Source organism: Ensifer sp. ENS03 (assembly GCF_014852035.1).
GTDB classification, from domain to species: domain Bacteria; phylum Pseudomonadota; class Alphaproteobacteria; order Rhizobiales; family Rhizobiaceae; genus Ensifer; species Ensifer adhaerens.
In genome coordinates this window covers 123,313-136,802 of sequence record NZ_JACVAV010000005.1, presented here as the reverse complement: position 1 = coordinate 136,802, position 13,490 = coordinate 123,313, and the positions used below count along the sequence as shown (strand labels likewise).

General features: G+C 62.1%; 14 protein-coding genes. 7 read left to right on the top strand and 7 right to left on the bottom strand.

All coding sequences use genetic code 11. The annotated features are described in order from the left end of the window. The first annotated feature begins 26 nt into the window (after window positions 1–26). On the top strand, window positions 27–2,366 hold the full coding sequence (locus IB263_RS19120; protein WP_192438864.1) for a hypothetical protein: 2,340 nt from the start codon (window positions 27–29) through the stop codon (window positions 2,364–2,366). Window positions 2,367–2,459: 93 nt separating this feature from the next. Here the strand turns inward: IB263_RS19120 and rpoH are convergent, their stop codons facing one another. Together rpoH and IB263_RS19110 are read right to left on the bottom strand one after the other, a co-directional pair. Continuing rightward, a complete protein-coding gene (gene rpoH, locus IB263_RS19115; RefSeq protein WP_034806441.1) occupies window positions 2,460–3,365 on the bottom strand; it encodes an RNA polymerase sigma factor RpoH in 906 nt (301 codons plus the stop codon). A 210-nt stretch (window positions 3,366–3,575) separates the two neighbouring features. Further along, window positions 3,576–4,604: an RluA family pseudouridine synthase gene (locus tag IB263_RS19110; RefSeq protein ID WP_113295077.1), complete on the bottom strand. Its 1,029-nt coding sequence runs from the start codon at window positions 4,602–4,604 to the stop codon at window positions 3,576–3,578. Window positions 4,605–4,633: 29 nt separating this feature from the next. On the opposite strand from IB263_RS19110, the gene IB263_RS19105 reads away from it, so the two are divergent. Continuing rightward, complete coding sequence (locus tag IB263_RS19105) at window positions 4,634–5,017, top strand: hypothetical protein (protein WP_034806447.1); 384 nt, start codon at window positions 4,634–4,636, stop codon at window positions 5,015–5,017. 4 nt (window positions 5,018–5,021) lie between these two features. Then, the gene (locus tag IB263_RS19100) at window positions 5,022–5,858 is read left to right on the top strand and encodes an RNA methyltransferase (RefSeq protein ID WP_034806450.1); all 837 of its coding nucleotides are present in this window, start codon (window positions 5,022–5,024) and stop codon (window positions 5,856–5,858) included. 46 nt (window positions 5,859–5,904) lie between these two features. Here the strand turns inward: IB263_RS19100 and IB263_RS19095 are convergent, their stop codons facing one another. Both IB263_RS19095 and IB263_RS19090 read right to left on the bottom strand, forming a co-directional pair. Next, complete coding sequence (locus tag IB263_RS19095) at window positions 5,905–7,068, bottom strand: hypothetical protein (RefSeq protein WP_192438934.1); 1,164 nt, start codon at window positions 7,066–7,068, stop codon at window positions 5,905–5,907. 161 nt (window positions 7,069–7,229) lie between these two features. Continuing rightward, complete coding sequence (locus tag IB263_RS19090; RefSeq protein WP_082572792.1) at window positions 7,230–7,823, bottom strand: DUF1134 domain-containing protein; 594 nt, start codon at window positions 7,821–7,823, stop codon at window positions 7,230–7,232. Between the two features lie 274 nt (window positions 7,824–8,097). On the opposite strand from IB263_RS19090, the gene chpT reads away from it, so the two are divergent. Both chpT and IB263_RS19080 read left to right on the top strand, forming a co-directional pair. Further along, window positions 8,098–8,748 (top strand): histidine phosphotransferase ChpT, encoded by a 651-nt coding sequence (gene chpT / locus IB263_RS19085; RefSeq protein WP_034806457.1) that lies wholly within the window; start codon window positions 8,098–8,100, stop codon window positions 8,746–8,748. Window positions 8,749–9,001: 253 nt separating this feature from the next. Beyond that, complete coding sequence (locus IB263_RS19080; protein ID WP_034806707.1) at window positions 9,002–9,364, top strand: PleD family two-component system response regulator; 363 nt, start codon at window positions 9,002–9,004, stop codon at window positions 9,362–9,364. 274 nt (window positions 9,365–9,638) lie between these two features. Here the strand turns inward: IB263_RS19080 and ctrA are convergent, their stop codons facing one another. Beyond that, window positions 9,639–10,340 carry a response regulator transcription factor CtrA gene (ctrA, locus tag IB263_RS19075; protein WP_025424706.1) on the bottom strand — a complete coding sequence of 234 codons (702 nt, stop codon included), beginning with the start codon at window positions 10,338–10,340 and terminating at the stop codon, window positions 9,639–9,641. A 441-nt stretch (window positions 10,341–10,781) separates the two neighbouring features. On the opposite strand from ctrA, the gene IB263_RS19070 reads away from it, so the two are divergent. Next, on the top strand, window positions 10,782–11,132 hold the full coding sequence (locus IB263_RS19070) for a flagellar export protein FliJ (protein WP_034806460.1): 351 nt from the start codon (window positions 10,782–10,784) through the stop codon (window positions 11,130–11,132). Between the two features lie 326 nt (window positions 11,133–11,458). Here the strand turns inward: IB263_RS19070 and IB263_RS19065 are convergent, their stop codons facing one another. Both IB263_RS19065 and IB263_RS19060 read right to left on the bottom strand, forming a co-directional pair. Further along, on the bottom strand, window positions 11,459–11,740 hold the full coding sequence (locus IB263_RS19065) for a GNAT family N-acetyltransferase (protein WP_060581188.1): 282 nt from the start codon (window positions 11,738–11,740) through the stop codon (window positions 11,459–11,461). A 206-nt stretch (window positions 11,741–11,946) separates the two neighbouring features. After that, window positions 11,947–12,222: a DUF1153 domain-containing protein gene (locus tag IB263_RS19060; protein WP_003527546.1), complete on the bottom strand. Its 276-nt coding sequence runs from the start codon at window positions 12,220–12,222 to the stop codon at window positions 11,947–11,949. A gap of 478 nt (window positions 12,223–12,700) precedes the next feature. Here IB263_RS19060 and IB263_RS19055 point away from each other — a divergent pair, with 478 nt between their 5' ends. Then, entirely contained in the window at window positions 12,701–13,450 is a 750-nt protein-coding gene (locus tag IB263_RS19055; RefSeq protein ID WP_034806462.1) for a LuxR C-terminal-related transcriptional regulator, read from the top strand. Window positions 13,451–13,490 lie beyond the last annotated feature (40 nt).

Genomic DNA, 13,490 nt, shown 5'->3' with positions numbered 1-13,490 from the left:
ATACCTGGGCGTATGAGAAAGTACTAATGGCGGACTTTGTTGCAGTTATTCGCAGGACCGTTGACGGCCTGTCGGAAAACACACCTGAAATGCGGGACAGGGTATACGAGAAGGCGCGCGCAGCCGTGCGCCGCCAACTCGAAAACATGAACCCGCGTCCGTCGGACGACATGATCAATCGCCAGCTGGCGAAGCTCGAAAATGCGATCGCCGAGGTCGACAGCGAACATGCCGAGGCCCTGCCGGCGCTCGACGAGCCGGAGGTAGCCGAGGCGGAGACCGTCGAACCGGTTGCCTCGGACGCTGCAGTAGACGAGCCCGTTCCGGAACCGGAACCGGAACCGGAACCGGAACCGGAACCGGAACCGGAACCTGAAGCTCAGTCTGCGCCGGTTGCCGAAAGCGAACCTGTGGCCGTTGCCGAACAGGTCGAACAGCCGGCCGCGGAACCGGAAAGCGCCGCCGAGCCCTACCACCATGTCGAGGCTTATGAGGAACCGACGCATGTCGTCGAGCCTCATGCTGAACTGGCCGAGGAAACTCCGGTCGAGCCGGTAGAATACGAACCGGTCGTTGAGCCTGCCGAAGCCGTTGCGGCGCCGCTGGACGAAAGTCCCGTCGTGGCTCAGCCGCAAGAAGACGCGCCAGCCTACGAAGCGCCCGAGTATTCGGAGCCGGTGGCAGAAACGCAGGACACATCGGAGCCTTCCCCGTCGGTCGAGGCGCTGCACCATGCCGCGCATGAGCCGGCCTGGGAGGAAGCGCCGGCGGCAAGCGCCGAGCAGAAGCCGGCACTCTCGGAGTGGGACCTGCCCGAGTGGGAGACCGTTGGTCCGACTTCGACCGTCGCCCCGGTTGCCGAACACCTCAGCGACGAACGTGCCGCCGAGGCCCACGAACCGGATAACGCGCCCGAGCTCCTGGGGATGCACCCGGTTACCGAGCCGGACCAACATGCGCCTGAGGCGACGCCGAAGGCGGACCCGGTGCGCGGCTGGTCGTTTGACGACAATGACCCCTTCGCGGCGATCGAAGAGCGGCGGGCCGAGAAGACTTCCGAACCGGAGATCAGCGACTGGTCATGGCCGGTCGAAAAGCCAGTTCAGGCTACTGCCGCACCGGCGGCACAGAACCAGCAGGAACGCGCTGGTACCGCCTGGGATCATATCGATGACCTGCTCGGTTTCGAGGACGCGGCCAATACTGCTGCGGCGGGAGCCGGAGCTGCGGCCGCAGCACGCGAGCCGGAACGGGCTGGCGAAGCAACCCCGGTGGCGCCGAGGCCGACATCTTACCGGGCCACGCCGAAGCCGTCGCGCTTCAGCATTAAGCGTCTCGCGATTGCGGGTGTCGCCCTGCTGGCGCTTGGCGGCGGCGGGTTTGCCTACTGGCAGAACCGCGAGGCCGGCAATGCCTGGATCTCCGGCATGGTGGCGTCGATAACCTCGGTGGTGTCAAACATCGGCGGAGCGCCGGCAGAACAAAGCACGCCGCCGCAGCCCGCTGGCGAAACCGCCACGCAGGAACCGGCTGCGCACGACGATACCGTCGCTCCGGACAACAGCTCGACCAAGTTCACGCAGCGCCTGATGGCGGACGGATCGGAGACCGACGACGGCCCGGCGAACCCAACCGGCGAGAGCGCGGCGCAGGAAGGCAAGTCCGTGGCGCCGCAGACGGAGGCAGGCAAGCCTGTCGAAGCGGCCGCCGGGCAGGGCGGCACGGCCGGCCAGGCCGGAGCGCCGGCGACAGGACAGCCGTCGGGCCAGCCGAACCAGCCTGAAGTCGCGCTTGCGACCGGCGAGAAGATGTTCCTCTACGAGGAGCGCCTTGGCCAGTCTTCGCCCACGGCCGTTCCGGGAACCGTGGCATGGACGGTGAAGGAGGAGTCGCCTGGCGGCGATGCCAAGCCCGAACCGGCAATCCAGGCCCAGATCACCGTTCCCGACCGTGGCCTCACCGCGCTGATGACGATCAAGCGGAATGCGGATCCGTCGCTGCCGGCAAGTCACGTCATCGAATTCGTGTTCTCGCTGCCGTCGAACTTCGAAGGCGGCGCTATCGACAGCGTCCAGCGCGTATCGATGAAGCGGACCGAGCAGGACCGGGGAGACGCCTTGATCGCGGTTCCGGCCAAGATCACCGACGATTTCCACATGATCGCGCTGAACGATGCGACGGACGCCATCGGCAACAACACCGAACTGCTGCGCAGCCGCAGCTGGATCGATATTCCGCTCACCTATCGCAACGGCCGCCGCGCGCTGCTGACGCTTGAAAAGGGGCAGAGCGGTACGGATGCCTTCAACCAGGCGATGCGCGCCTGGTCGACGACGGGAACGGCTGCCGAAAGCAACAGCCAGTAAGCTCGATAAGAGCGGTAGATACAGAAAACCCGGCGGAAGCAACCGCCGGGTTTTTTGTTGGTTTTCGCGCTCTGTTGAAGTGCTGCAGTCGCCTCAGGCGCCTTCGACGACGCGCAAGGAATTGGCGCGCTCCAGCGCTGCCTTGCGCACGGCATCCTGAACCTTTTCGAAGGCGCGAACTTCGATCTGTCGGACGCGCTCGCGGCTGATGTCGAACTCGGCCGAAAGATCCTCAAGCGTCAGCGGATCTTCGGTCAGACGGCGTGCTTCGAAGATGCGACGCTCACGGTCGTTGAGCACCTTCATCGCGTTTGCCAGCAGCGCCCTGCGGCTTTCGAGCTCGTCCTGCTCGATCAGGATTTCTTCCTGGTTGTCGTGATCGTCGACGAGCCAGTCCTGCCATTGGCCGGAATCGCCCTCGCTCGCCTTGATCGGCGCATTGAGCGAGGCGTCGCCGGACAGGCGGCGGTTCATCGACACGACCTCGTCCTCGCTCACCTTGAGCGTGGTGGCGATTTCCTTGACCTGCTCCGGCTTCAGGTCACCCTCATCGAGTGCCTGGATCTTGCCCTTGAGGCGGCGCAGGTTGAAGAACAGCCGCTTCTGGTTGGCGGTCGTGCCCATCTTGACCAGCGACCACGAGCGCAGGATGTACTCCTGGATCGCCGCCTTGATCCACCACATTGCGTAGGTGGCGAGACGGAAGCCGCGATCGGGTTCGAACTTCTTCACGGCCTGCATCAGGCCGACGTTGCCCTCCGACACGACTTCGCCGATCGGCAGGCCGTAGCCGCGATAACCCATCGCGATCTTGGCGACGAGGCGAAGGTGGCTTGTGACGAGCTTGTGTGCCGCTTTGCGGTCGTCATGTTCCTGGTACCGCTTGGCGAGCATGTACTCTTCCTGCGGCTCCAGCATCGGGAACTTGCGAATTTCGTCGAGGTAACGATTGAGGCCGCCTTCTCCAGCGGCAATGGACGGCAAATTGTTTCGGGCCATATGAAGCACCCCCCTTTTTAGTCTCCGGCCTCCGGTCGGCAAGCCGGGCATGTGGGTCTTCGTCAAGACCCCACGAACGTAGAAAATAAGTACGGCGAAAGCATGATTCAAGGAGTCCGGTTCACAAGCATGTGACGCCGGAGCGACGGAAATGTCACGAATAGAGGCTCGCCTTAGATCGGAGTTCTTTCGCCGGATTTCAAGGGGCGGTCACTCCCCGCTGCGCAGCGCGTCGATCAGCGCTGCCATGTCGGCCGGCATCGGTGCTTCGAAATGCATGGTCTCGCCGGTCGAAGGGTGTTCGAACTGCAGCATGAAGGCATGCAGCGCCTGGCGGTGAAACTGGTTGACGACGGTTTTGGCGGCCTCCGGCAGAAGGTTCGCCTTGGTTCTGAAGGCGGCGCCGTATTCGGGATCGCCGATCAGCGGGTGGCCGATATGAGCCATGTGCACGCGGATCTGGTGGGTCCGGCCCGTTTCCAGGTGGCATTCGATGGTCGAGGCGAGCGAGGTGCCGTCGGGCTTTTCGAGATAGCGCTCGACCACCTCGTAATGGGTAATCGCCTCGCGGGCGTCGTCGCTGTCCTCGCGCTTGACCGCGCGCTTCGTCCGGTCGCCGGCGCGGCCGAGCGGCGCGTCGATCGTACCCTTCAGTTGCCGTGGCCGCCCCCAGACGACCGCCCGGTAGGCGCGCTCGAGCGGGCCGGTGCGGCCGTGGTCGGCAAACTGGTCCGAGAGATGGCGATGGGCCGCATCGTTCTTGGCGACGACCATGACGCCGCTCGTCTCCTTGTCGAGGCGATGGACGATGCCGGGGCGCTTGACGCCGCCGATGCCCGACAGGCTGCTGCCGCAATGGTGGATCAGGGCGTTGACCAGCGTGCCGGTCCAGTTGCCGGCGCCCGGATGCACGACAAGGCCGGCCGGCTTGCACAGCACGATCAGGTCGCTGTCCTCATAGAGCACGTCGAGGGGGATGTTCTCGCCCTTCGGCTCGGGATCTTCCGGCTCGGGCAGGTCGATCTCGAAAACGTCGCCCGGTTGTACCTTCTTTTTCGGTTCGCTCACCGGCCTGCCGTTGACCGACACCGCACCCTGTTCGATCAGGGCCTTGATGCGGTTGCGGGAGAATTCACCCGAAAGTGCGTCCGTCAGGAAGGAATCGAGCCGCCCTGCGGCATCCTCGCCCGCCGTCAGGACTTTCCTATTGGCCGTTGCTTGTTTAAAGGGGTCGTTCATTCCGCTAAAAATCCGAAAAAAGGCCAGCCATGACCGCAATCGAGCCCGACGACCAGGAAGACAAGCCGCTAGATCCGGCGATGGAAAATGTCCGCCGCAAGATGGTGAAGCTGCAGCTCGTCTCGGCCGGCGTCATGTTGGTCATGCTTATGGCTGTCCTTGGAACGATTGTCTACAAGCTGACACGCACGGATGAGAAAGCGCCGGCCCAGACGTCCGCTGCCGTCGTCCCGAGCGAGGCACCGCTCAACGCCGTTGCCGCGCTGCCCGCAGGCTTCACCGTGACAAATGTCGCGCTTTCGGGCTCGCAGGTGCTGTTCTACGGCAACCTGCCCGGCGCCGAGCCGCGCGCCATCGTCTTCGACATCGGCACCGGCCGCATCGTTGCGGATATTACCGTTCGGACGAACTGACGGCATGCCAGGCGCCCTCCCGCCCGTCTTGCGCATCGACGATCCCGCCGATCCCCGGATCGCCGGTTTCGTCTCGATCAAGGAGCGCGATCTGACGGGGCGGCAGGGTCGCTTCATCGCCGAAGGCACCGTGGTGCTGCGCATGCTGGCTGCCGCGCACGAGACCGGCCGTGGCTTTGCGGCCGAGGCCCTCCTGCTTCTGGAAAACCGTCTGGAGGGCGTTGGCGACATTCTTCGGCGTTTCCCGCCTGACGTGCCGGTCTATGTGGCGAATGCGCAGGTGTTCGACGCGATCGCCGGCTTCAACATGCATCGCGGCGTGCTGGCACTGGGGCGCCGCGAAGGCGAGCCGGATCGCGACGCGCTGATCGCGTCGCTACCCGCGTCGAGCCTGGTGCTGGCGGCCTGCGGCATCTCCAACCACGACAATATGGGTGCGCTTTTCCGAAACGCCGCGGCCTTCGGGGTCGATGCGGTGCTGATGGACGAGACGAGCTGCGATCCGATGTACCGCAAGGCGATCCGCGTTTCCGTCGGTTCCGTGCTGACGGTGCCTTTTGCCCGCGAAGGGTCCGTTGCCGTCATGCTGCAGCAGCTGCAGGATGCGGGCTTTGCAATCTGGGGCCTGTCGCCGGCGGGAACGATCGACATCGGGGCGATCCCGGCGGCGCAGCGCACGGCGCTTCTGATGGGGACCGAGGGCGAGGGGCTGCCGCAATCGGTGATGACGGCGATCCAGACGGCGCGCATCCGCCAGCGTCCTGGGCTCGACAGCCTCAATGTGTCGACCGCGGCGGGCATCGCATTGCACCAGGTGGCATTGATCAACGGCCGGATCTGACGGTTCGCACTGGTGGAAGGGCAGATGATTCCGACGGCTGCGTGCACTACTCGCGCGGCAGGATGTCCTTGACGCGCTTTGCCAGGCTCTTCCTGTTACCGGTGCCTTCATCCTCGCCCGAGAGCAGGCCGAGGATGGGGGAGGCGGCGCCTTCGTTCGTCGCCGTCAGTGCGACCATGCCCGCGGCGATTGCTGCGACTTCATCACGAAGCGCCTCGTCATGGGCTGCGGACTTGGAGTTGGTCAGGCGCTCCGAAAGGGCGGTGGCGCGATTGCGCAGGTCGTCGGCGGCGACGATGGAGCCGGGCTCCCCTCCTGCGGATTGGGCCGGTTCCGCGGCGCCGTTGGCGGCCGGTTCGGATGCCGGCTTGCGGTCGCGGCGCAGGGGAAAGGCGACGCCCGCGGCGCGGAGAGCCTTGGCGGCGTCACGCATTTCCTGGTTGGTGTCCTTGACCTTGGCTTTCAATCTCTCGATTTCCCCGGCGCGCCTTTCGAGCGCGCTCTCGCGATCAGCGCTGGTCGCCATTTCGCGCGCAAGCTTGTCTTCCAACCGGTGCAGGCGGGTCCCGTCGCGCGACAGCCGGAGCTCCATTTCCTTTGCATGGGCGGTCTCGGTCTTCAAGTCGCTGCGCAGGGCTTCGCGTTCGTCGCGCAGCGTGGCAATCCGGCTCTTCAGATGCTCGACCTCGGTCTCGCGCGCAGCCAGATCGATCCGCAGATTGTCGGTCTGGGCCGCATCCTGGGCGAGCTGGGCGTCGCGCTTTCTGACCTCGTCAGCCTTGCCGGCGTTGTCCCGCTCGACGCTGTCGAGGGTCGCCTTCATGCGTTCCAGCCGCTGTTCGAACTGGCGGATGGCCGAGCGCATGTCTGCCGCCTCAACGTTCATGTCGGCCAGCTGGGCGTGCAGATCGGCGTTTTCGCCACTGAGGCGACGGGCTTCCTGCAAGCTCTTCTCATTTGTGAGCATCAGTGACACGCCCTTGTCCCGTTCGCGCTTCAGGGCCTGAAGCGTGCGGGCATTCTCGGCGGCAAAGGCGGCGCGGGCAGCATCCTTTTGCGCGCGCACCTCCTGAGGGCTGAGCGGCATCGTCGCTTTCAGCCGGTCCTCGGCGAAACGCACGATCCGGCGGTGGATCGCCGGTGCGACCAGGAGACCGATGATGATCGCCGTCAGAAAGCCCAGGGCAAAGAGAAGCGAGAATTGGATCACGAGCTGGCCGTTTCGAAACTGGACCGGAAACCGAACCGCCTGCCCGGCCACAAAGGGCACGGCAGGCGCTCCATCTTCCGCTTCCTTGCACTAAACATGACGTTTCGTGCGCTGCAAGTCTATGGTGCCGGATTTTGCGACAGGCAGGTCCGGCAACGGTCTTAGAAGGGATTCCAGGTGGGGGTCTGGGTCATCTTGAGGTAGCCGACATTGACGCCGAGGCGCGCGCCGATGCCGGTGCGGATCGGCACCACGACGATGTTCTCGTCGGTCAGCACCGTCATGCCGACGCCGGCAACCACATAGGCCGAGCCGGAGACGCCGCCGAAGCGCTTGTAGAGCGCCGGCACGCTCGGCAGATTGTAGACGAGCATCATCGCGCGGCTGCCCTGGCCACCCCAGTCGATGCCGAGCGACGGACCCTGCCAGAAGACGCTGTGCTGTCCGGCATTCTTGGTGTTGAGCTCGCCTTCGCCATAGGTGAGGCCGGCGATGAACGCGCCTGAGCCTTCCTGCCCGAGAATGTAGCCGTTCGGCAGGCCGTAGCGTTCAAAGGCACGTTCGACGACCTTGGCAAGGCCGCCCGAGGTTTCGCCGAAGAAGCCGTGACCGGCATCGACGATTTCCTGCATTGTGTATTGGCTGTTGTTGTTCGCCGACTGGGCGTGCGCAGCGGACAGGGCGCCGGCGACCAGAAACATCGTGGCCAGGACAACACGGCCAGCCGATGTGGCTGCCTTCATGATCTGATGCATCATATCCTCCGTCAGGCGCGAAAATTGCTCGCTTGCGGGTTTGCAGTGGCCGACAGTCAGATCACTGCTCGGCCAGTTGGGGTCTGGACCAATGCCATGCAATTTGAACTGATGGTCTTAACAATCGGTTTACCAAATGTGGTGTCATTATGTTCCACTGATGAACGGCTGCGCCGGGCAGCTCATGACTTGCGTCTTCACGCGTGAGGGTTTACCGGCGTGACCACGGCGCGTGCTCCAGGCGACGGCCGATGGCACCAAACAAGGAACTAAGATGGCAACGAATCCGAACCTGACATTGACGGGACCCGATCTGGCCGCGCTTCTGTGCAGCCGGGTTTGCCACGACATCATTTCCCCGGTCGGCGCCATCAACAACGGCCTGGAACTGCTCGACGAGGGCGGCGCCGATGCCGATGCGATGGACCTCATCCGCACGAGCGCGCTCAACGCCTCTGTCCGGCTGAAGTTTGCGCGCCTTGCCTTCGGTGCCTCGGGTTCGGTCGGCGCGTCGATCGACACCGGCGAAGCGGAAAAGGCCGCCAAGGATTTTGCCGCTGCCGAGAAGAAGACCGAGGTCAATTGGCACGGCCCGCGGGCGATCATCGCCAAGAACCGGGTCAAGCTGCTTCTGAACCTCTTCCTGATTGCCTACGGCGCCATTCCGCGCGGCGGCTCGATCGACGTGACGCTCGAGAATCCGGAATTCGACGCCGCGTTCACGCTCGTTGCGAAGGGCCGGATGATGCGGGTACCGCCGAGGCTGGTGGAACTCCTGTCCGGCACGCCGGAAGAGGCGGTCGATGCCCATTCGATCCAGCCCTATTACACCGTGCTTCTCGGCGAGGAGGCGCGCATGGAAATCGCCGTTACCTCGACCGGCGAGGAAATCATCTTTACGGCCAAAATGCAGCCTGAGGTTTAATTAGGCTGCGCCAGGTATTCCGATTTCTTGACTTCTCGACAGCCGCCGGGTGCCATCGCATCCGGCGGAAACGTATCTGCCATATGCGTTTCGATCTCGCTCGCATTCTGGAAAATTTAATGTTTTCAGAGTGTTGATCCCGCATGAAAAAGCTTCGTTAAGCAAACTCCGTAACGAAATCTTTCCCAAATTTGTATAGAGTTGTTTCCGGAATGCCGATACGCGTATAGGTAAGTGGCGAAGGGAGTTGGACATGCGACGTTTGATGATTGCCGACGGCTCGGATGTCGTGCGGAAAGTTGGAAAACGTATCCTCTCCGGCATGGGCTTCATGGTTTACGAGGCGTCGAACAGCCTCGAGGCGCTTGTGCGCTGCGAAGCGGAACTCCCGAACATCCTGATCATCGACGCGGGCCTCGAAGGCGCGCTCGAGCTCATCGGCAATATTCGCCGGTTGCCGAACGGCCCTTCGGTGCGGATCTATTACTGCGTCGTCGAGGCAGACCTGAAGAAGATGATGGCCGGCAAGCGCGCTGGCGCGGACGACTTCCTGCTGAAGCCTTTCGACCGCAAGATCCTGACCAGCGTTTTCGCGAGCCAGTCGATGGCGGCCTGAGCCGCCTTATCCTGATCTGTTTGCAGCAAAATCAAGCCGTGGCGTTTGCCGCGGCTTTTTGTTGTGTGCGGAGCGGGCGAGCGGATCAGATTTTCGAGCGTCGGGGAAGGGGAGGGTGCAGGCGCGCGCAACCCTGGCATCCGCCGGGCATTGCAGGACCGGCAAGCGTGGTCGTTTGCGCGCAAAACAAAACCCGCCTCATAGGCGGGTTTTGCGAAACTCTTGAATGTCGGGCCCGCATCATGCGGGGATCGGTGCAAGCCCTGGCGGGGAATCAGGCAGTTTCGGCGTATTCGGCACCATCCGGCTCGCGCAGCACATAGCCGCGGCCCCAGACGGTTTCGATGTAGTTGGCGCCGCCGGCGGCGTTTGCAAGCTTCTTGCGCAGCTTGCAGATGAAGACGTCGATGATCTTCAGTTCCGGCTCGTCCATGCCGCCGTAGAGGTGGTTCAGGAACATTTCCTTGGTGAGCGTCGTGCCCTTGCGCAGCGAGAGCAGCTCGAGCATCTGGTATTCCTTGCCGGTCAGGTGGACGCGCTGTCCGCCGACTTCAACCGTCTTGGCATCCAGGTTGACGATGAGCTCGCCGGTGGAGATGACCGACTGGGCGTGGCCCTTGGAGCGGCGGACGATCGCATGAATGCGAGCGACCAGTTCGTCCTTGTGGAACGGCTTGGTCATGTAGTCGTCTGCGCCGAAGCCCAGGCCGCGAACCTTGTCTTCGATGCCGGCCATACCCGAAAGAATCAGGATGGGTGTCTTCACCTTGGAAAGACGCAGCGTTCTCAAGACTTCGTAGCCGGACATGTCCGGCAGATTGAGGTCGAGAAGGATGATGTCATAGTCATAAAGTTTGCCGAGATCGACGCCTTCTTCACCGAGATCGGTGGTGTAGACGTTGAAACTCTCGGACTTGAGCATCAGCTCAATGCTCTGAGCCGTTGCACTGTCGTCTTCAATTAATAGAACCCGCATATTCTTCCCCTTTTCCGCCGCCCAAGGTTGTCGTGGCACCCTTACGCGATACGGATCCAGTCGTTGCCTGATTTGGAGGCTGCCACCAAATGGTTAACAAATTCTGATTCCCTCTGGCAAGGTGTATCGAGTTTGTTAAATATTTTTAGCAGTCTCCTGATTTCAAACGTGAATCCAGAACGGCTAATCTCATGTGAAACATGAGGAAATGCCGTTATCTGACTCTTCTGACTCGTTAATGCCGGGGCGGTCACATTTCGTGCCTCAGCATTTACGGAGCCTTAAATCATCACGCCTATGATTAACGATGCCCGTAAACGAAAGGTTACCAGCGGTAGGCTTTTGTTAATATCGCTGAAGATTTTTCGTTTCCGGCCCTGTTCGGGCCGGCTCGCGGGCAAATCAGTAACCGGGGTCTCGTTATCCACGGGAGTATTGCGTATGAAAGCACGTGAGAGCCTTGTCCGCCTGAAGGAATTTCAGGTCCGGGAGAAGCAGCGTCAGCTGAACCAGCTTCAGATGATGATGGCTGAGTTCGAACGGATGACCAAGGATCTGGAAAATCAGATTATTTTCGAGGAGAAGAAGTCGGGTATCTCCGATCCCCAGCACTTCGCCTATCCCACCTTTGCCAAGGCCGCACGTCAAAGAGCCGACAATCTTCAGGTTTCCATTCGCGAACTGAAGACGCAGCAGGATGCTGCCGAACTCGCGCTCGAAGAAGTGCAGGCCGAATACGCGAAGGCGGCGGCCCTCGAAGAGCGGGACACGTCGACCCGCCTGCGGGCATAGCTGCGGCTCCTGCGCCATAATCCGGCGCAGCGGGCCGTAACGCCTTGTTCCAAAGGGCGATTTGAACCCCGAGCCCGATCTGGCAAGGGGGATTTGTCCGTTGGACGGGCCGATAGCCCGTTTCGGAGCAGATGGTTCCATCCTTGACGGATCATGCGGCTGGCATGATCCGATCCGGCACGATCGTGACAAGACAAAAAGACCCGCCCGATGCCTCGGCATCCGGGCGGGTCTTCTCATTTCGGGACCGACAGCGCCGCGCGTCTTGAAAGACGCGCCAAGGTCGCGAATTCGATTAAGATTATGCCGTGGCTGCCGCGGGTGTCTCAACCCTGGATGACATCCTGCCATTCGGGATGCCGCATCGCCTGGGCCTTCATGAAAGGGCAGAGCGGAATGATCTTCCAGCCGCCCTTGCGGGCTTCCTCGATCGCATGCTTGGCCAGCGCCTGGCCGACACCCTTGCCGCGCAGAGCATCCGGAACGAGCGTATGATCGACGATGATCAGTTGAGGCGAGGTGCGCGAATAGGTCATTTCACCGGTATGGCCTTCGACTGACGTCGAATAGCGGCCGTGCGATCCGGTTTCCTCGTGCATAATTTCCATGGCAGCCTTCCTTGATGAACGGGTTCGTCTGCGTGGAAGCTAGCGCAGTTTTCCCCAAATCGGAATCGCCTGCCCCGCCATCGCCGGAGGACAGAGCGTTCGTTAAACGCAACCAATGCCGGTGCGCGCGGGACCTGGAAAAACGACGGCGGCGGCCCCGGGAAACCCGGAGCCGCCGCGCGACCTATGGCCCTGTGATGGGCGAACTAGTGGCGATACTGCTGGATGCGAGTGGTGCGCAGGCCGGCGAGACCGTGATCGTTGATCGAGGACTGCCAGGACAGGAACTCCTCGACGGTAAGGGTATAGCGTTCGCACGCCTCTTCCAGGCTCAACAGGCCACCGCGCACGGCGGCAACAACCTCAGCCTTCCTGCGGATCACCCAGCGCCGGGTATTAGCCGGCGGAAGATCCGCAATCGTCAGAGGGCTGCCATCGGGGCCGATGACATATTTCACGCGTGGTCGCATCATTTCGGTCATGGGACTCTCTACACAAACTCAAGACCATATGACCGTGACCTTAGCCTGCCACATTTAACATTTGCCTAAGCGTCAAGTAACAATTTGCTCATAATTTGAGACACTTCCGGTGGGCTTTTATCCGCGTGTGGCGCCCCTTAGATCTTGGGGCAATATTTCCCCGACTTGTGGAAACGCTTGAGAACAATCCGGATTCTCGCGGAATTGACATGGGAGCCATGCAAATACCACATTTCACTTTAACTAAAATTTTTGGTAACGAAGCCCCGAAATAAGGATGAGCGTCGTATGTACGCTCCCGCATTCATTCTTGGTGCATCGTCATAGTTTTCACAACCGGGCGCGTTTCTTTCGCGGGCAGGCCGGGAGCGGCAGTTTTATTTCGCCTGTCGGGTGAATTTCATGCTCCTGAAGATGTGGGGCGTTGTTTGTATTTCTCTCGACCGGTGCGGTGGCGCCGGGGATGTGGTGATCGCAGATGAAGGAATCGCATGAACCGGCCTTGCTGCGCGAGGCTGAAACGGTGGAGATGTTTTCGGACATCGATACGGCCACCGTCCGCACCGAGTACGAACTTCTGCATCTCATGCGGCGGTTGATCGCGCGCTATGGCTTCGGCCATTTCATGATCGCGCGCATGCCGCTGGCCGAACAGCAGCGCTTTTCCGAGCGGCTGGTGCTCAGCAACTGGCCGTCCGAACTGGTGCGCCAGTACGACGCCTGCGAGACTTTCCAGTCGAGCGGGCTGGTCGAAAAGTTGCGGTTCACCAAGCTGCCGGTGACCGGCGGGGCCGAGCTGCTCGATGTTGCGGCCAAGCCCGCGGACGAGGCCATGGTGCACCGCCTGCTGGCCCATCCGGAGATGGCGCGCCATTTCGCGGTGCTGCTGCACACGAGTGGCGGCGATCCCTTCATCGCCATGCTTTCGGGCCGTCGCGAGGCACCTGCCGGCGTCGAGCGGGCGACGCTGTATCTCACGCTGGTCCAGCTTTTCGAATGCCTGGAGCGCACCTTCGACACGGGCAATACGGCACGTGAAAAACTCTCGAGCCGCGAGTTGGAATGTCTGCGCTGGGCGGCTGCCGGCAAGAGCAGCGACGAGATCGGCATCATCCTGGGGATCTCGACCTACACGGTCAGCAGCTACTTCAAGAGCGCGACCCGCAAGCTCGATGCCGTCAACCGCATGCAGGCGATTGCCCGCGCCATGCGATTGAAGCTGATCTGACGCCTTTAAGGCCGGGCAGCGGCAGCGGCCGGCCTTGCCG

Excerpts from the sequence above, each read along its gene's own strand:
- IB263_RS19055 (WP_034806462.1), top strand. The coding sequence starts at position 12,701 with ATGAAGGAATCGCATGAACCGGCCTTGCTGCGCGAGGCTGAAACGGTG.
- IB263_RS19100 (WP_034806450.1), top strand. The coding sequence starts at position 5,022 with ATGCCAGGCGCCCTCCCGCCCGTCTTGCGCATCGACGATCCCGCCGAT.
- IB263_RS19105 (WP_034806447.1), top strand. The coding sequence starts at position 4,634 with ATGACCGCAATCGAGCCCGACGACCAGGAAGACAAGCCGCTAGATCCG.
- IB263_RS19120 (WP_192438864.1), top strand. The coding sequence starts at position 27 with ATGGCGGACTTTGTTGCAGTTATTCGCAGGACCGTTGACGGCCTGTCG.
- IB263_RS19110 (WP_113295077.1), bottom strand. The coding sequence starts at position 4,604 with ATGAACGACCCCTTTAAACAAGCAACGGCCAATAGGAAAGTCCTGACG.
- IB263_RS19080 (WP_034806707.1), top strand. The coding sequence starts at position 9,002 with ATGCGACGTTTGATGATTGCCGACGGCTCGGATGTCGTGCGGAAAGTT.
- IB263_RS19060 (WP_003527546.1), bottom strand. The coding sequence starts at position 12,222 with ATGACCGAAATGATGCGACCACGCGTGAAATATGTCATCGGCCCCGAT.
- IB263_RS19070 (WP_034806460.1), top strand. The coding sequence starts at position 10,782 with ATGAAAGCACGTGAGAGCCTTGTCCGCCTGAAGGAATTTCAGGTCCGG.
- rpoH (WP_034806441.1), bottom strand. The coding sequence starts at position 3,365 with ATGGCCCGAAACAATTTGCCGTCCATTGCCGCTGGAGAAGGCGGCCTC.
- IB263_RS19065 (WP_060581188.1), bottom strand. The coding sequence starts at position 11,740 with ATGGAAATTATGCACGAGGAAACCGGATCGCACGGCCGCTATTCGACG.
- chpT (WP_034806457.1), top strand. The coding sequence starts at position 8,098 with ATGGCAACGAATCCGAACCTGACATTGACGGGACCCGATCTGGCCGCG.
- IB263_RS19090 (WP_082572792.1), bottom strand. The coding sequence starts at position 7,823 with ATGCATCAGATCATGAAGGCAGCCACATCGGCTGGCCGTGTTGTCCTG.
- ctrA (WP_025424706.1), bottom strand. The coding sequence starts at position 10,340 with ATGCGGGTTCTATTAATTGAAGACGACAGTGCAACGGCTCAGAGCATT.